The sequence below is a fragment of the Rhizobium sp. NRK18 genome (genome assembly GCF_024385575.1).
Lineage (GTDB): Bacteria > Pseudomonadota > Alphaproteobacteria > Rhizobiales > Rhizobiaceae > JANFMV01.
Window position 1 is genome coordinate 793,049 of sequence record NZ_JANFMV010000001.1, and the last position, 16,538, is coordinate 809,586.

Genomic DNA, 16,538 nt, shown 5'->3' on the forward strand with positions numbered 1-16,538 from the left:
GAAACCGGTTGATAGAAGATAAGAAATCCCCGGCAGGCCTTGCCGGGGATTTTGTGTTTCTGGCATCAGGCTAATCCTGTGTGTTCGTCGCGGTGGACCTTGCCGGTGACGTTAAAAAAGCGTTAACGTCCGAATACGCCCATGACGGCGGGTCGGAAAACAAAACCAACCCCGGGCGCGTGTATTTTGTTTGAAGCCGGGGCGACGTTATGAAGACGTTATCGATTGATGTCAGACATGCGGATCCGCAGGATGCGCGGGCGATCTCCGAAGCCCATCGGGCGGCCTGGCGCCACACCTATTCCGGCATCATTCCCCACCAGCCATTGACCAACATGATCGAGCGCCGCGGCGAAACCTGGTGGCGCAAGGCGACGCGCGGACCGGCAACGCTGCTGGTCGCCGACGTGGCGGGCATGATTGCCGGTTACGCCACGCTGGGTCTCAACCGCGCCCGTGGCCTGCCGCAGGAAGGCGAGATCTACGAACTCTATCTGCGTCCCGAATATCAGGGCATCGGCCTCGGCACGCTGCTGTTCGGCGAGTCGCGCCGGCTGCTGAAATCGCTCGGCTGCGAAGGCATGGTCGTCTGGTGCCTAGAGGACAGCGAACAGGGCGAACGCTTCCTGCGCTCCAGGGGTGGCGTCGATCTCGTCGAGGGCACCGAGGATTTCGGCGACAAGAAGCTGAAGAAGCTCGGCTTCATCTGGAATTGATCTTCATTCCACCTTGAGACGCTCGGGCAGGTGGCGCATCGGTTCGCCAGCCTTTTCGCCTCGTTCCCCATGCCAGAACGGCTCCTGATAGCCGCAGGCGAAGTCGAGGGCTTCCTCGTCGGCGACCTTGCGGGCGATCTCGTTGGCATCCTTGTTGGCGAGCGCATCGACATAGCCGACCACGCAGGACACGCCGTCGGCCGGATCGCTGGCGACATGCGATATGACCAGAACCTGGCCTGCAGTCTTCGGCGTCGTTGCGCCCGTCTCGTCCACATTGTCGATGAACCAGCGGTGGATTGCGGCGACCGGCTTTCCGGCGGCATCGAGGCGCCACTCGATCTTCGTGTTGACGTGGTTGAAGGTGCCGAAGCTCTCGAAGGCTTCCGACAGCATGTCTTCGGCTGCAGGTCCGTAGAGCATGGACTGGCGCAGGTCGCCTTCCTTGAAATAGACCGGATAGTCCTCGTAGCCGCCGCACTTCAGGACCCCGCCATCGGGATCCTGCGAAATGGTTTCACATTGCTTCAGGTCGAGATCGGTATAGACGCTCGAATTGGCAAGCGCGAAGCCCGCGCTTGCTGCGAGAAGAGCCGATGCCATTCCGATGATGCCGATCCTGGTCATGTGTCCCTTCCTGCTGGTCGTCGGCATCATTGATCATTCGGTAGCCAAAGTGAAGCAATCCCGCATCGAAACGCGCCGATGTCCTGTCGCCACGCGTTTCGCATGTTGCGTTGCGACATGTTTGCCATTATCGAGACGGCAACAGTTTCGACCCCAGCTCATTGGAGACGTAAATGCGCATTGATGCGATCGCCATCGGCAAGAACCCGCCGGAAGATGTCAACGTGATCGTCGAGGTCCCGGTCGGCGGCCATCCGATCAAGTACGAAATGGACAAGGAAGCAGGCACGCTCGTCGTCGACCGCTTCCTCTATACGCCGATGACCTATCCGGGCAATTACGGCTTCGTGCCGCACACGCTCTGCGAAGACGGCGACCCGATCGACGTCCTGATCTGCAACACGCGTCCGCTGGTTCCGGGCTGCGTCATCAACGTCCGCCCGATCGGCGTGATGATGATGGAAGACGACGGCGGTAAGGACGAGAAGATTCTCGCCGTGCCGGTCAACAAGCTGACCCGCCGCTACGAGAACGTCCACAACTACACCGACCTGCCGGAAATCACCCTGCAGCAGATCGAGCACTTCTTCTCGCACTACAAGGATCTGGAGCCCGGCAAATGGGTCAAGATCGGCGACTGGCAGAACGTCGACGTCGCCAAACGGCTGATCCTCGAATCCATCGAGCGCGCCAAGAACGCCAAGTAAGCGTCACGCGTCAGCTGTCGTTAAAGGCGGCAAGCTTCCGTTTCAAATCCTCCGGGTCGCCATCGATCCGGAGGATTTTTTTACGCGCCGTTTCTCCGCCCTGAACGGAGATCGATGATTTCGGGATGGAGAGCGTCTTGGCGAGAAGGGCAATGAGCGCCTTGTTGGCCTTGCCCTTTTCCGGAACGGCCGTAACGCGGGCCTTCAGATAGGTTTCGCCCGCCGCATCCGTCTCGATGCCTTCCACGGTGTCGCGTCCGGCATTCGGTGTCAGCCGGACACAAAGCGTCGCGTGGTCGTCAAAAAGCCGGAGCGCTGCGGACACCGGGGTCGTCCTGCCGTCAGAGGACGGCGTTGGCGATCGTGGTGTTGAGCAGTACCTGGATGAAATAGAGGATGATTAGCACGACGATCGGCGACAGATCGAGGCCGCCCATGTTCGGCAGAACCCGGCGGATCGGACGGTACATCGGCTCGGTGATCTGATAGAGCGAGCGACCGATCATGTTGACGAACTCGTTGCGCGAATTGATCACGTTGAACGCATAGAGCCAGGAGAAGATGGCCGATGCGATGATGATGAACCACAGAATGTTGATAATGAAGTTCAACGTTGCAATGACGGCGATCATGTCGGTCTCCAGTTTCCTGATTGTGATCGACATGTAGACATTGACGGCGAAACACTCAAGGGATTCCCGGCCCTTCTAAGGGAAACATGCTTAACGTGCGTACCGCAGGGTTGCAGGCGAGACTTGACGTACCCTCCGAAAGGCCTATTAGCCAAGGGATCGTATGGCTCCCTTACTGGCGCGGGACGGAGCCATCCCCAAGCCCGCACGCCGGCGCCATCGGAAAGCCTCATGCATTCACAGACCCAGTCCGGACGCTTTGCTGCCTTCCGTCACTCCTCCTATCTCCGCTTTTTCGTGTCGCGCTTCCTGCTGACGTTCGCGGTGCAGATCACCAGCGTCTCCGTCGGCTGGCAGATGTATGACGAGACCGGCAGCGCTCTCTATCTCGGGCTGATCGGTCTGGTGCAGTTCCTGCCGTCGCCGGTGCTGATGCTGGTGACCGGCACCGTCGCCGACCGCTACAACCGCCGCGCCATCATGGCCGCATGCATCGGCGTGCTGGGCGCCTGCACGGCCGCCATCCTGGCGCTGACGCTTGCCGGACAGTTTCCGCCGTTCGTCATCTTTGCGATCCTGCTGGTTCTGGGGATTGCCCGCGCCTTCATGGGCCCCGCCGTCCAGTCGCTGGCTCCCAACCTCGTGCCGAAGGAAGATCTCGGCAATGCCGTCGCCTGGAATTCGTCCGCATGGCAGACGGCGACGATCGTCGGCCCGGTGACCGGCGGTCTGCTCTATGGTCTTGGCGCCTCCGTGCCCTATTCGGTCGCGGTCCTGCTCTTCATTGCCGCCGCCGTTCTGGCGCTTCTCATTCCCAAGCCGGCTTCACGAGGACCGGCGAAGGCTGTCGGGCTGGAAACGGTGCTGGCCGGCTTCCGCTTCATCTGGTCCGAGAAGGTTGTCCTTGGGGCGATTTCTCTGGACCTCTTCGCCGTCCTGCTTGGCGGCGCAGTGGCGCTGATGCCGATCTATGCGCGGGATATCCTCGTTCTCGGGCCGCTTGGCCTCGGCCTGCTCAGGGCGGCTCCGGCGATCGGCGCCATCGGCATGGCGCTGTTTCTCGCCAGCGTGCCGATCACCAAGCATGCCGGGCTATTCCTGTTCCTCGGCGTTGCCGTCTTCGGGGCGGCGACGATCGTTTTCGGGATTTCGCAGACCGCCTGGATCTCCATCATCGCGCTCCTGTTCATGGGCGCGGGCGACATGATTTCCGTCTATGTGCGTGAAACGCTGATCCTGTTGTGGACGCCGGACGAGGTGCGCGGCCGGGTGAGTGCCGTCAACATGGTCTTCGTTGGTGCCTCGAACGAGCTTGGCGAATTTCGCGCCGGCACCATGGCTTCCGTCTTCGGGGCGGTTGCAGCCGTCGTCATCGGTGGCGTCGGGACGCTGGCGGTGGCCGGACTATGGTCTCTTTGGTTCCCCAAGCTCCGCAACATCGACACGCTGGAAGCACCCAAGCACGTCGATTGACAGGCGTCTTGGCGGCGTCGCTTGCCGACGACAGTTCAGCCTTCGGAGGAGTTTTCCGGTTCTGATGCGGGGGCGAGAGTGCGCGCCTGCGCCTGCTGGCGCATGATGATCCGGTCACGGCCGGAGATGCCCAGCAATTCTGCGATGCGCCAGATGGCGTTGTCTTCCAGCTCGCTGCGCTCACCATCGGCATAGGCGATATCCCAGAGGATGCCGATCAATTCGATGCGTTGTTCCTCGTCGAGCGCCCACTTGATGGAGGAGGTGAAGCGGTAATAGTCGACCGCCTCGCTCTCGACGCTTCGTGCCGCCTTCACCAGGTCATTGATACGGCCGTCGTCGAGATCGAAATGCGACTTGAGGACCGAGCGCAGCTTGGCCTTTTCCGAGGCCTCGACCCTGCCGTCCGCCTCCATGACCTGGAGACAGAGAGCGACGATCGCGATTTTCGGGTCGTCCGGCGAGAATTCGGACGAGGGGCGGGCAATGTTGAGACTTTGGAAGAAAGTCTGAATTCTTTCCAGCATGGGGCTATCCAGTTTGGCCTGACCTTCGGGGTGGCGACCCTTAAAAGAGGCGCAGGCGGGTTTTCGATTCCGTCTCCTTGCTCGGATCCTTCACCCCGGGATCGTCCGGCGGACGTCCGAAGAAGGGATCCTCGATCCCCCTGGATTGCTCCTCTCCCTTGTTCTTTGCCGTCTTGGCTGCGGCGGTCTCCGTGGCCGGTTTCGGCTTTGTCGGCTCCATCTTGCGGACTTCGGCGACGGGCTCCGGCTTCTTCGTCTCCGTCGGTTCTGCAGCCGGTTTTGCAAGATCCGCCTCGATGATGGTGGCCGAGGTCCCGACACGTGCTTCCGGCACGGGTTCCGGAGCAGCGGCCGCCGCCTTGTTTTCCAGCGGCGGCAATGGCGGCAGAGAACTGGAATTCTCGATTGCGCCCGGCATCTGCGTAAACGGCGCCTTCCATTCGAACGCGTCGAGTTTTCCGGTGACCGGCGATACCGGCAGCCACTTTTCGGAGACGAAGCCGTCGGCGATCCAGGCCGGATCGCGCGGCGCCCGCAAGGCGGCATTCATCCAGTAGCGGACGCGGCCCTGATCGCCGGTTTCGGCGTCCTCGATGTCGGCCAGCAGCAGGCAGATGCCTTCGCGGGCTTCCATGCGCAGTGCCGCCTCGGCCTTCTGGCGCGCCAGCGAGAATTCCTTCGCATCGAGCGCCGCGTGGGCGGTGACGATCAGGCCTTCGAGATTGTTCGGCTTCAGGCCTTCCAGCTTTTCGGCGCGCTTCAGACGGTCGACGGCGGAGGTGCCGCCGCGGGCATTGATGTAGACGTCGGCGATCTGCGGGTGGGGATTGAGCTTCCAGGCCTGTTCCAGAACGCTTGCCGCCTTGCGCAGATTGTCCTCGCGGAGATATGCTTTGCCGGCCGCAATCGCCGCCGGCACGAATTCCGGCTCAAGCCTCAGCGCTTCCATGGCGTCTTCGCGGGCACCCTTCGGGTCGCCCTCGAGCCGGTCGTTGGCGCGGGCGGTCAGCAGGGTGGCGCGTTTGCGCTTGGCCTCTTCCTTGGTCAGGATCTTGGCGACCTTCTGCTGGTCGACCATGGTCAGCGCATTGTCCCAGTTGCCCAGCTGGCAACGCGTTTCAAGCGCTGCTTGCGCAGCCCAGGGAAGATAGGGCGCCTTTTCGACAGCGCGCTCCGCATACTGGCGTGCCGCTTCGTCGGCACCCAGACGCTTGGCCTCGAGATAGAGCCCGCGCAGGCCGAGTTCCGCCGTTTCCGGGTCGTCGGCCATCTGTTCGAACTTGCGGCGCGCCTCGTCGTGCCTGCCTTCGATCATCGCCGCCTGGGCGTCGAGAAGGTGGATCAACGGTTCCTGATCGACCCGCAGGAGGCCGCGGGCGCGGGCGCTCATCTTGCGGGCCAGCAGGGCATTGCCGGCACCTGCGGCAATCATGCCGGTCGACAGCGCCTGATAGCCGCGGTCGCGCTTGCGGGCTCGAAAGAAACGCGTGACACGGTGCGGCGACGTCCAGATGGAACGCAGGAGCCACCAGACGATCATGATCGCCGCGACGGCCACCACGAGCAGGACAGCCGCGACCTGCAGCTGCATCTCATAGAGCTGGCCTTCCCAGACAAGCGAGATGTCGCCCGGCCTGTCGGCAAGCCACGAGAATCCGTAACCGAGCGCGAGGACGAGAAGGGCGAATATCAAAAGGCGTATCATGCGATCCCTTGTCCTAGTTTGTGCCCGCTACAGCATTTGTCATGATGCTTTCGGCGAGGTCTTCGACCTTGATGCGCTTGTCGAGCGTATCCTTGAAGTCGCTTGAGGCCTGCTTTCCGGCGTCCGGAAGGCTGTCCCATTCGATCGCTGCACCCTTCAGGTCACCGTTCTTCAGTTTCTCCTCCATCCGGGCCACGATCGCCTCGACGCTGTCGCCTTCGACCATGCCGACGGGGCGGACCTTGATCAGTGACTTGGCGCTCGTCAGCAGCCGGTCGGTCAGGCTTTCGCTGCCGGTCGGCTGGTTGACCGCCTCGATGATCCGGTCGGCGACCGGCGAGAACTGCCGGGCGAGATCGGAGCGCGAAGGGACGCCGACGGCCGCATAGGGTGCAAGATCCTTCACGGCCTGGTTATCGGGTGCAACGCCTTCGAGCGTTGCAAGTTCCGCCTGGAACGGGCCGCCACGGTCGATTGCCGTCTTCAGGGTCGCGGCCGCCACGGCGCGGGCCATGCTGACATCCTTGCGGGGCTCGTCGATCTTCTTTTCGGCGGTCGCCAGCCGGTCGGTGAGTTGCTGGGTCGTTTGGCTCTGGGCTTCGGCGGTTTTCGCGAGTTCCGATTTCAAGGCCGCAACAGTGTCGTTGAGGCCGGCGATCTGGCTCTCAAGGGCAGAGCTGTCGAAGGGCTCTGCACTGCCGGCATTCTGCTGGGCCTGTTCGAGTGCGGTAATCCGCGTTTCAAGCTGCGGATCGGCGGCGCCGCCGGCCGGAGCGGCCTTCAGGTCCGCAATCTGGCTCTTGAGGCTTGCGATTTCGCTTTCCAGTCGGCTGGCGTCGAAAGACGGTGCGCTGGATGCGGCCGGTTCCGAGGCGGAGGGCAGGTAGCCCGCATATTGCATGGAACCGGCGAGCGCCAATGCAACGACGCCACCGACGATGCCAGCGGCAAGCAGACCGGCGCTGCCGCGGCTTGGCGCTGCTTGAACTGGTTCGACCGGCTTCGTACTTTCGGTAGGCTTGGGGCCTTCGGTCGGCGGCTCTTCGATGGCTTCGCGTGCCGCCTCGTCGGTGTAGGTCGGCTCCGCCGGCGCGTCATCTGCCTTGGCTTCGCTCGACAATTCGGGAGCGAACGCTTCCGGGGCACCGGATTGCGGTTCCTCCGCCACGTTCTCGGCTGCCGGCTCGGATGGCTCGACGGAGGACGTCTCTTCCGTCGCCTTTTCCGCTTCGAGATCGATCGTTACCGGTTCCTTCTTGCTTCGGGAACGGCGTGCCGGCTTTTCCGGGTCCATGACTACCTCTTCATTCTTGCAGTGCAAAGAAACTAGTCAGTGACTCGGGCCATGAAAAGGCCCTTGATCACATTTGCTTCTCGAGAAGGCGAAAAAGCGTGTCTTCGTCGGGGTTTGCCGCGACCACGGCCCTATGGCGGAGATTGTGGGGCAGAGCCTCGGCGATATTGGGGCTGAGGCAGGCAAAACGCAGCGTTTGCAGCCGTTCGCGTGCCTCGGCCTCGAACGGCAGCGCGAGAAAGCGTTCGGCATTGGCGCGCGAATAGAGGAGGACGACGTCGGCGGGCGGATCGAATAGCGCGCGGCGAACTGTCGCCGGCGCATAGGCGATGTCCTCCATGCGGTAGACCTCGACCGTGCGAAAGACGGCTCCGCATTCGGCAAGTCCGGCTTCGAGGCCTGATGCCCGGGGCGTTCCGGCAAGATAGAGGAGAGGGCTGTTCTTCGAGGTCGGCGGGCAGTCTTCCGAGATGCGGACGGCAAGCTCATTGCCGCTGCCCTGCGACTCGGTGATCTTGAGGAAACCGGCGTCCCGCGCCGCCGCCGACGTTGCCGGACCGACGCTGAAGAGCGGGACGGATAGAAGGTGTTCCGGGATTGGTCCGGCGGTGGAGAGCGCCCGGATCGCCTCCGCGCTGGTTGCGGCCAATGCGGCCGGCTCTTCGACAAGGGTATCGGCCCAGACGATGGCTTTGTGGACCGCTACGGTCAACGGCAGAAGAACCGGTTCGTGACCGAGGGCGCGAAGCCGTGCCGCCGAGCCTTCGGCGGAGGTGGCCGGACGGGTGACAACCACCCGCATCGGCTCAACTCCAGCCTTCGAAGAAACCGGGGCCGGCCTTGGCGCGGATGATTTCGCCGGCCCTGGCGCCGAGCGCCAGCGCGTCGCTGCATGGGCCGTCGATTGCAACCTCATGCACCTCTGTGCCGTCCGGCGAGAGGATCGTGCCGGAGAACTTCAGCCGATCACCGTCCAATTCGGTGTAGCCGGCAATCGGCGTGCGGCAGGAGCCGTCGAGGGTGGCGAGGAAGGCGCGCTCCAGCGTCACGGCGTCGAATGTCGGGCCGTCATTGATGGCGGACAGCAGCTCGTCTGTGCGCTCGTCGCCGATACGGCTTTCGATGCAGATCGCGCCTTGTGCCGGCGCCGGCGGGAAATCCTTCGGGTCGAGCAGGGCGGTCGGCACGTCCGTCTTGCCGAGCCGCTTCAGGCCGGCATAGGCAAGCAGAGTGGCGTCGACCTGGCCTTCGGCCAGCTTGCGTAATCGCGTCTCGACCGCGCCGCGAAAGATGACGACGGAGATGTCCGGGCGCAGCCGGCGGATCAGCGCCTGGCGGCGCAGCGACGACGAGCCGACGGTCGCGCCGTGCGGCAGTTCCATCAGCGTCGGCGCTGTGCGGCCGATGAAGGCGTCGCGGATATCCTCGCGCGGCAGATAGGCGGAGATGTAGAGGCCGCTCGGCAGAACCGTCGGCATGTCCTTCGACGAATGCACGGCAAAATCGAGCCGGCCGTCGGCCAGCTGTTCCTCCAGTTCGTAGGTGAAAAGTCCCTTGCCGCCGATCTCGGCAAGCGCCCTGTCCTGCACCCGGTCGCCCTGGGTCGACAGGACGACGATCTCGAACATGTCTTCGGTCAGGCCATGGGCGGCCATCAGTCGGTCGCGGGTCTCGTGAGCCTGGGCGAGCGCCAGCGGGCTGCCGCGCGTGCCGATCCGGAAAGGTTTTGTTTGCATCCGCACTGATCCGTTGTTACCGGATGGCTTCGTAACCATGTTTGCTTGAAACCGCAATCAACGAACGGATCAAATGACGGACCCCTTGTGCATTCTCGGGATCGAATCAAGCTGCGACGAGACCGCCGCCGCGGTGGTTCTGCGCCATCCCGACGGACGAGGCGAGATCCTGTCGGACGTCGTTTTAAGCCAGCTGGAAGAGCACTCCGCCTATGGCGGCGTGGTGCCGGAGATCGCCGCACGTGCTCATGTCGAGGCGATGGACACGCTGGTCGAGGAGGCGCTGCGCCAGGCCGGCGTGACATTGAAGGGTATAGACGCCGTCGCGGCCACATCCGGTCCCGGACTGATCGGCGGGTTGATCGTCGGGCTGATGACCGGCAAGGCGATCGCCATGGCGGCGCAGAAGCCGCTCTACGCGGTTAATCATCTGGAAGGACACGCGCTGACGGCGCGGCTGACCGACGGACTGTCGTTTCCCTATCTGATGCTGCTCGTTTCCGGTGGCCACACGCAGCTCGTGCTGGTGCGCGGCGTCGGTGACTACGAGCGCTGGGGAACGACCATCGACGACGCGCTGGGCGAGGCCTTCGACAAGACGGCGAAGCTGCTGGGATTGCCATATCCGGGCGGGCCAGCCGTCGAGAAGGCTGCCGAAACCGGTGATCCGAAGCGTTTCTCCCTGCCACGGCCGCTTGTCGGCGAAGCACGGCTCGACTTTTCGTTCTCCGGACTGAAGACGGCCGTCCGCCAGGCTGCCACGGAGATCGCGCCGCTCTCGGAGCAGGATATCGCCGATATCTGCGCCTCCTTCCAGCAGGCGGTGTCCCGCACGTTGAAGGACCGTATCGGTCGGGGCCTCATGCGCTTCAAGGAAACCATGCACGGGCTTTCCGAGACACCGGCGCTCGTCGTTGCCGGTGGCGTTGCTGCCAACAAGGCGTTGCGGGAAACGCTGCTTTCGCTCTGCAGCGATCACGGCTTCCGCTTCGTGGCTCCGCCGCACCGGCTCTGCACGGACAATGCGGCCATGATCGCCTGGGCTGGACTTGAGCGGATGGCGGCGGGCTTCGGGCCGGATACGCTCGATGTCCAGCCGCGGTCACGCTGGCCGCTGGATGCGGATGCCGAAACACTGATCGGCCACGGCAAACGGGGAGCGAAAGCATGAGCGAAACGATTGCCGTCATCGGTGCCGGCGCTTTCGGCACAGCGCTTGCCGCGGTCGCGGCGCAGAAGGGCAGGGCGAAGGTCACCCTCGTCGGTCGCGAGCCTTCGCTGATGCGGTCGCTGGCGTCCTCCCGTATCCATGAGAAGTCGCTGCCGGGCATCCGCCTGCCGGACAATCTGGAACTTTCCTCCGATCCCGACGTCATTCACGACGCGAAGATCGTGCTCTTCGCCATGCCGTCGCAGGCGCAGCGCGAGGCCGCTCGCTTCTACCGGTTCAACATTGCCCACTCAGCCACGGTCGTCACCTGCGCCAAGGGCATCGATCGCCATACGGGCGATCTCCTGACCGATGTGCTGGAAGAGGAACTGCCCGATCAGGAGATCGCCGTTCTGTCCGGTCCCGGCTTTGCCGCCGATATCGCCAAGGGCCTGCCGACTGCGATGGCGCTGGCGGCCGGCCGCATGGAGACGGCGGAACGGATCGCCATTGCCCTTTCGAGCCGGACGTTCCGCCTCTATCCGGCTTCGGACCGGGTCGGCGTCCAGCTTGGTGGAGCGCTGAAGAACGTACTGGCGATTGCCTGCGGCATCGTGGAAGGCGCCGGGCTCGGCGATTCTGCCCGGGCGGCGCTGATATCGCGCGGACTTGCGGAAATGTCGCGGCTGGTTGCCGCCAAGGGCGGTGAGGCCGGCACGGTGCGGGGGCTGTCGGGACTTGGCGACCTTGTGCTGACGGCGACGTCGCATCAGTCGCGCAACCTGCGCTACGGCATTGCGCTCGGACGCGGAGACATGGCGGATGCCGGACATGGCACGCTGGTCGAAGGCGCATTCGCGGCCTCCGTCGCCTCCCGGCTGTCACGCGAATTTGCCGTCGACATGCCGATCACCGAAGCCGTCGCGGCGATCATCGACGGCAGTCTCGATATTCCCGCGGCCATCGAGCAATTGATGACGCGGCCCATCACCACCGAATAGACCTCGAGGACACAACATGCTGTTTGCCTTTCTCTGCACCGACAAGCCCGGACACCTGAATGTCCGCATGGACACCCGGCCGGAACACGTGGCCTGGCTCAACGGGCTGAATGAAAAGGGCGTGCTGAAGATCGCCGGTCCGTTCCTCGGCGAGGACGGCAAGCCGTGCGGCAGCCTTGTGATCGTCGAGGCCGCCGACAAGGCCGCCGCCGCCGAAATCTCCGCCGCCGACCCCTACGCGAAGGCGGGTCTGTTCGAAAGCGTCGAGATCAAGCCCTACAACTGGGTCTTCAACAATCCGGAGGCTTGAGGCGTCATGGCATACTGGCTGTTCAAATCCGAACCCTTCAAGTTCTCCTGGGAGATGCTGAAGGCGAAGGGCGACAAGGGCGAGCAGTGGGACGGCGTGCGCAATTACCAGGCGCGCAACAACATGCGGGCCATGAAGATCGGCGACAAGGGCTTCTTCTACCACTCCAATGAGGGGCTCGAAGTGGTCGGCATCGCCGAGGTCTGCGCGCTCGCCCACCCCGATTCGACGACGGACGATCCGCGCTGGGAATGCGTCGACATTCGCGCTGTGCAGGATGTGCCGAAGCCGGTCAGCCTGAAGGACGTCAAGGCCAACCCGAAGCTTGCCAAGATGTCGCTCGTGACCTCCATGCGTCTTTCGGTGCAGCCGGTGACGGAAGACGAATACCTCGAAGTCTGCCGCATGGGCGGGCTGGACAATCCGCCGAATTAGAAACATGGCCCACTGAACTTGTGGAATGCAGTCCCCTCCCCAACCCCTCCCCACAAGGGGGAGGGGCTAAGTCGTGGCCGTCGCAGAAGACCCCGCTAGCGGTTTCAGCGAGTGGCAAACTTGCGTTTCGATACGCGACATATGCTGCTGGTAAAGTCCCTCCCCCTTGTGGGGAGGGGTTGGGGAGGGGACTTTTTGAGGATCGACGACGAGATATTCACCGCCCATGAAAACCGATCCCCGAACCTTCATTCTCGACAACACCGCAGTCATGGCGCCGCCGCATGTGCCGGAAATCCGGCTGCATCTGGCCGACGAGGCGCATGACCTGTGGCTGAAGACCGAGGAGGAGCTGCAGAAGATCGGCCTGCCGCCGCCGTTCTGGGCCTTCGCCTGGGCCGGCGGGCAGGGGCTTGCCCGCTACATCCTCGACCATTCCGAGACCGTCAGAGGCAAGCGCGTAGTCGACTTTGCCACCGGTTCGGGTCTGGTGGCGATCGCGGCGCGCATGGCGGGCGCGGCAAGCGTGCTGGCGGTCGATATCGATCCGTGGGCGGAGACGGCCGTGGCGCTGAATGCCGAGGCAAACGGCGTCTCTGTCGCGTTCGAAAGGGCCGACATCATCGGCCGGGACATGGAAGCGGATGTGTTGCTGGCCGGCGACGTGTTCTACGACCAGAGCTTTGCCGCCGCCATCATTCCCTGGTTCGAAAAGCTGTCGGCTTCAGGGGTGACGGTCATCGCCGGCGATCCGGGACGGGCCTACTGCCCCCGGGACCGGCTGACGTCGCTTGAGGTCTACGAGGTGCCGGTTACCCGCGCGTTGGAAGACAGCGAGGTCAAGCGGACCGTCGTCTGGCGGTTCGGCGGTTAGGGACGGATCACACACACGCCTGCTTCCATCGAGCAGCTTGCGGCGGCGACATTCGGCGAGACATGGATGATCTTGGCCGTCGGCGGCGGCGCGATCGTCTGGACGCCTACGCCGCTGCGCGAAAGATAGGCATAGGTGCCGTTGCCGCTATAGCTGACGACAGAAATGCTGCCGGCATAGGTGCCGTTGCCCTTGATGTGGATCGGAACATTCGGGCCGATGAAGGGCGGATTGTCGAAGTCCGTCCAGTCGCGATCAGGTCCGCGATGGTCGTGCCGACCGTGATCTCGATCCCAGCCGTGGTCGCCGTGATGGCGGTGACGGGAAAAATCTCCAGCAGTTGCCGTCATGGCAAGCCCGCAGGCAGCAAGGATAAACGTTGCAAGGGAGAGGGACTTCGTGATGCGCGCTATCATGGCGGCCTCTTTCTGACTCGGTACAAAAGTTAATGAAAGATTAACCGCGTCAGGGCCGTAAGGCAATGGTCAGGTCTGATGCGACGCTTTCGTCCGTCCCTTGCCGTGGCGGGTATCCCGCCCAGATTTAAATAATCGATTAAATGCCGAAATGGTCGTCCGCAGGACTTGCCGCGACGTAAATCGGCTATTAAACGAGGGAATTGGTGCAACGCACATTCGATGCACAATTGTTGTGCGTTTGATGGAAAGACGTGCTTACAGCCACGTCCAACGCCTTATGAGGACACGATGGCGAATGTGACAAACAACCGGCCGCTGTCGCCGCATCTGCAGATTTACAAGCTCATTCCGACGATGGCGATGTCGATCGTCCACCGCATTACCGGTGGCGCGCTCTATTTCGGCACCATCCTCGTCGCATGGTGGCTGATCGCAGCGGCGTCCGGGCAGGCCTATTTCGACTGGGTCAATGCGATCTACGGCTCCTTCATCGGTCGCCTCATCCTGTTCGGCTACACTTGGGCGCTGGTTCACCACATGCTCGGCGGCCTGCGCCATTTCATGTGGGATCTCGGCTACGGCTTCGAGAAGCATTTTTCCACCAAGCTCGCCAAGGCGACCCTCGTCGCCTCCATCTGTCTGACCGTCCTGATCTGGATCGTCGGCTACATCGTTCGGTAAGGGAGTAGGCTCATGGACATGCGTACGCCACTCGGCAAGGTTCGCGGGCTGGGTTCCGCCAAGGACGGAACGGAACATTTCTGGCGCCAGCGCCTGACCGCCGTCGCCAACGTGCCGCTGCTTCTTTTCTTCATCTTCTTCCTGATCGCCTATAATGGCGCGGATTATGCCACCGTGGTGGGCGCGCTCGCCAATCCGGTCGTCGCCGTCGTCATGGCCCTGGTGATCATTTCCGGCATCATCCACATGAAGCTCGGGATGCAGGTCATCATCGAGGACTACATTCACGGCGAGAAGCTGAAGCTCGCCCTTCTGATGCTCAACACATTCTTTGCGGTTCTGATTGGCGCGCTCTGTCTCTTCGCCATTCTGAAGATCGCATTCGTAGGATAACCGCGTTATGGCTGAAAACAGTTCTCCCGCCCGGAATGGCAAGGCTTATACCTATGTCGATCATGCCTATGACGTGATCGTCGTCGGCGCCGGTGGCGCCGGTCTGCGCGCCACGCTCGGCATGGCCGAGCAGGGCTTCAAGACCGCCTGCATCACCAAGGTCTTCCCGACCCGCTCGCACACGGTTGCCGCCCAGGGCGGCATCGCCGCCTCGCTGCAGAACATGACGCCGGACTGCTGGCAGTGGCACCTCTACGACACCGTCAAGGGTTCCGACTGGCTCGGCGACGTCGACGCCATGCAGTATCTCGCCATGGAAGCGCCGAAGGCGGTCTACGAGCTCGAGCATTACGGCGTGCCGTTCTCGCGCAACGAGGAAGGCAAGATCTACCAGCGTCCGTTCGGCGGACACATGCAGAACTACGGCGAAGGCCCGCCGGTACAGCGCACCTGTGCCGCTGCCGACCGTACCGGCCACGCCATCCTGCACACGCTTTACGGTCAGTCGCTCAGGAACAATGCCGAGTTTTTCATCGAGTATTTCGCGCTCGACCTGATCATGTCCGACGATGGCCGTTGCACCGGCGTCGTTGCCTGGAACCTCGACGACGGCACGATCCACCGCTTCTCGGCCAAGATGGTCGTTCTGGCGACCGGCGGTTACGGGCGCGCGTATTTCTCGGCGACTTCGGCCCACACCTGCACGGGTGACGGCGGCGGCATGATCGCCCGCGCCGGCCTGCCGCTGCAGGACATGGAATTCGTGCAGTTCCACCCGACCGGCATCTACGGCGCCGGCTGTCTCATCACCGAAGGCGCACGCGGGGAGGGCGGTTACCTCGTCAACTCCGAAGGCGAGCGCTTCATGGAACGCTACGCACCGTCGGCGAAGGACCTGGCGTCGCGCGACGTCGTTTCGCGCTGCATGACGATGGAAATCCGTGAAGGCCGCGGCGTCGGCAAGAACAAGGATCACATCTTCCTGCATCTGGATCATCTCGATCCCGCCGTCCTGCACGAGCGCCTGCCGGGCATTTCGGAAAGCGCGAAGATCTTCGCCGGCGTCGATGTGACGCGCGAGCCGATCCCGGTTCTGCCGACCGTCCACTACAACATGGGCGGCATTCCCACGAACTACTGGGGCGAGGTTCTGAACGCCGACGGTTCCAATCCGGAACGCATCGCACCCGGCCTGATGGCCGTCGGCGAAGCCGGTTGTGCCTCCGTTCATGGCGCCAACCGTCTCGGCTCCAACTCGCTGATCGACCTCGTCGTTTTCGGCCGTGCGGCAGCGATCCGCGCCGGCCAGATCATCGACCGGTCGTCGCCGATCCCCGCCCTCAACACGGCGGCCTGCGACAAGATCATGGAACGCTTCGACAGCCTGCGTTATGCCTCCGGCTCGGCGCCGACGGCTGTCGTTCGCGACAAGATGCAGCGCGCCATGCAGGAAGACGCCGCCGTCTTCCGGACGCAGGAAGCGCTGGAATCGGGCTGCCGCCGCATCTCGGAAATCTGGAAGGGCGACCTGCAGGACATCAAGGTCACCGACCGTTCGCTGATCTGGAATTCCGATCTGGTCGAAACGCTCGAGCTGCATAACCTGATGGCGAACGCGATCACCACGGTTTACGGCGCGGAAGCCCGCAAGGAAAGCCGCGGTTCGCATGCGCGCGAAGACTATGTCGACGGACCGTTCGGCGGCCGCGACGACGTCAACTGGCGCAAGCACACGCTGGCCTGGGTCAACGAGGCCGGCGACGTCAAGCTCGACTATCGCCCGGTTCACACCGAACTTCTGGCCGACGGCATCGATCCGCACAAGATCGAGCCCAAGGCCCGCGTTTACTGATTGAGG

Annotated in this window: 20 protein-coding genes; 11 read left to right on the plus strand and 9 right to left on the minus strand. The window is 63.1% G+C overall.

The features are described from left to right. Nucleotides 1-209: 209 nt before the first annotated feature. Nucleotides 210-716, plus strand: a complete 507-nt coding sequence (locus tag NN662_RS03650) for a GNAT family N-acetyltransferase (protein WP_261928954.1) — start codon at nucleotides 210-212, stop codon at nucleotides 714-716. 3 nt (nucleotides 717-719) lie between these two features. Here NN662_RS03650 and NN662_RS03655 read toward each other — a convergent pair whose 3' ends face one another. Then, nucleotides 720-1,343: a hypothetical protein gene (locus tag NN662_RS03655; RefSeq protein ID WP_261928955.1), complete on the minus strand. Its 624-nt coding sequence runs from the start codon at nucleotides 1,341-1,343 to the stop codon at nucleotides 720-722. 173 nt (nucleotides 1,344-1,516) lie between these two features. Here NN662_RS03655 and ppa point away from each other — a divergent pair, with 173 nt between their 5' ends. Further along, a complete protein-coding gene (gene ppa / locus NN662_RS03660) occupies nucleotides 1,517-2,050 on the plus strand; it encodes an inorganic diphosphatase (protein WP_261928956.1) in 534 nt (177 codons plus the stop codon). Between the two features lie 10 nt (nucleotides 2,051-2,060). Here ppa and NN662_RS03665 read toward each other — a convergent pair whose 3' ends face one another. After that, entirely contained in the window at nucleotides 2,061-2,375 is a 315-nt protein-coding gene (locus NN662_RS03665; protein ID WP_261928957.1) for a DUF167 domain-containing protein, read from the minus strand. Nucleotides 2,376-2,391: 16 nt separating this feature from the next. Beyond that, nucleotides 2,392-2,682 carry a YggT family protein gene (locus NN662_RS03670; protein ID WP_261928958.1) on the minus strand — a complete coding sequence of 97 codons (291 nt, stop codon included), beginning with the start codon at nucleotides 2,680-2,682 and terminating at the stop codon, nucleotides 2,392-2,394. A gap of 231 nt (nucleotides 2,683-2,913) precedes the next feature. Here NN662_RS03670 and NN662_RS03675 point away from each other — a divergent pair, with 231 nt between their 5' ends. Continuing rightward, entirely contained in the window at nucleotides 2,914-4,155 is a 1,242-nt protein-coding gene (locus NN662_RS03675; RefSeq protein ID WP_261928959.1) for an MFS transporter, read from the plus strand. 35 nt (nucleotides 4,156-4,190) lie between these two features. On the opposite strand, the gene NN662_RS03680 is transcribed toward NN662_RS03675, so the two are convergent. From NN662_RS03680 to hemC, 5 genes are all read right to left on the minus strand, one after another. After that, entirely contained in the window at nucleotides 4,191-4,682 is a 492-nt protein-coding gene (locus tag NN662_RS03680) for a TerB family tellurite resistance protein (protein WP_261928960.1), read from the minus strand. 40 nt (nucleotides 4,683-4,722) lie between these two features. After that, nucleotides 4,723-6,387, minus strand: a complete 1,665-nt coding sequence (locus tag NN662_RS03685; protein WP_261928961.1) for a heme biosynthesis protein HemY — start codon at nucleotides 6,385-6,387, stop codon at nucleotides 4,723-4,725. Between the two features lie 13 nt (nucleotides 6,388-6,400). After that, nucleotides 6,401-7,681 carry a COG4223 family protein gene (locus tag NN662_RS03690; protein ID WP_261928962.1) on the minus strand — a complete coding sequence of 427 codons (1,281 nt, stop codon included), beginning with the start codon at nucleotides 7,679-7,681 and terminating at the stop codon, nucleotides 6,401-6,403. A 67-nt stretch (nucleotides 7,682-7,748) separates the two neighbouring features. Then, complete coding sequence (locus NN662_RS03695) at nucleotides 7,749-8,483, minus strand: uroporphyrinogen-III synthase (protein ID WP_261928963.1); 735 nt, start codon at nucleotides 8,481-8,483, stop codon at nucleotides 7,749-7,751. A 4-nt stretch (nucleotides 8,484-8,487) separates the two neighbouring features. After that, on the minus strand, nucleotides 8,488-9,417 hold the full coding sequence (gene hemC, locus NN662_RS03700) for a hydroxymethylbilane synthase (protein WP_261928964.1): 930 nt from the start codon (nucleotides 9,415-9,417) through the stop codon (nucleotides 8,488-8,490). A 73-nt stretch (nucleotides 9,418-9,490) separates the two neighbouring features. Here hemC and tsaD point away from each other — a divergent pair, with 73 nt between their 5' ends. The 5 genes from tsaD (at nucleotide 9,491) to NN662_RS03725 (ending at nucleotide 13,187) form a co-directional block, all read left to right on the plus strand. Further along, nucleotides 9,491-10,588, plus strand: coding sequence for a tRNA (adenosine(37)-N6)-threonylcarbamoyltransferase complex transferase subunit TsaD (gene tsaD / locus NN662_RS03705; RefSeq protein WP_261928965.1), 1,098 nt, complete (start codon nucleotides 9,491-9,493; stop codon nucleotides 10,586-10,588). Next, nucleotides 10,585-11,568 carry an NAD(P)H-dependent glycerol-3-phosphate dehydrogenase gene (locus tag NN662_RS03710; RefSeq protein ID WP_261928966.1) on the plus strand — a complete coding sequence of 328 codons (984 nt, stop codon included), beginning with the start codon at nucleotides 10,585-10,587 and terminating at the stop codon, nucleotides 11,566-11,568. The genes tsaD and NN662_RS03710 overlap by 4 nt, the downstream gene beginning before the upstream one ends. Nucleotides 11,569-11,584: 16 nt before the next feature. Further along, the gene (locus tag NN662_RS03715; RefSeq protein ID WP_261928967.1) at nucleotides 11,585-11,878 is read left to right on the plus strand and encodes a YciI-like protein; all 294 of its coding nucleotides are present in this window, start codon (nucleotides 11,585-11,587) and stop codon (nucleotides 11,876-11,878) included. 6 nt (nucleotides 11,879-11,884) lie between these two features. Beyond that, nucleotides 11,885-12,313: an EVE domain-containing protein gene (locus NN662_RS03720; RefSeq protein WP_261928968.1), complete on the plus strand. Its 429-nt coding sequence runs from the start codon at nucleotides 11,885-11,887 to the stop codon at nucleotides 12,311-12,313. Between the two features lie 226 nt (nucleotides 12,314-12,539). After that, nucleotides 12,540-13,187, plus strand: a complete 648-nt coding sequence (locus tag NN662_RS03725; RefSeq protein ID WP_261928969.1) for a class I SAM-dependent methyltransferase — start codon at nucleotides 12,540-12,542, stop codon at nucleotides 13,185-13,187. Here the strand turns inward: NN662_RS03725 and NN662_RS03730 are convergent. Beyond that, a complete protein-coding gene (locus tag NN662_RS03730) occupies nucleotides 13,184-13,603 on the minus strand; it encodes a hypothetical protein (protein ID WP_261928970.1) in 420 nt (139 codons plus the stop codon). The genes NN662_RS03725 and NN662_RS03730 overlap by 4 nt on opposite strands. A 291-nt stretch (nucleotides 13,604-13,894) precedes the next feature. Between NN662_RS03730 and sdhC the strand changes: the two genes are divergently transcribed. Genes sdhC through sdhA form a run of 3 tightly spaced genes read left to right on the plus strand, consistent with a single transcriptional unit; the run spans nucleotide 13,895 to nucleotide 16,532 of the window. Next, a complete protein-coding gene (gene sdhC, locus NN662_RS03735; RefSeq protein ID WP_261928971.1) occupies nucleotides 13,895-14,287 on the plus strand; it encodes a succinate dehydrogenase, cytochrome b556 subunit in 393 nt (130 codons plus the stop codon). Between the two features lie 12 nt (nucleotides 14,288-14,299). After that, a complete protein-coding gene (sdhD, locus tag NN662_RS03740; RefSeq protein WP_261928972.1) occupies nucleotides 14,300-14,680 on the plus strand; it encodes a succinate dehydrogenase, hydrophobic membrane anchor protein in 381 nt (126 codons plus the stop codon). Between the two features lie 7 nt (nucleotides 14,681-14,687). Further along, nucleotides 14,688-16,532 (plus strand): succinate dehydrogenase flavoprotein subunit, encoded by a 1,845-nt coding sequence (sdhA, locus tag NN662_RS03745; protein WP_261928973.1) that lies wholly within the window; start codon nucleotides 14,688-14,690, stop codon nucleotides 16,530-16,532. Nucleotides 16,533-16,538: the final 6 nt, after the last annotated feature.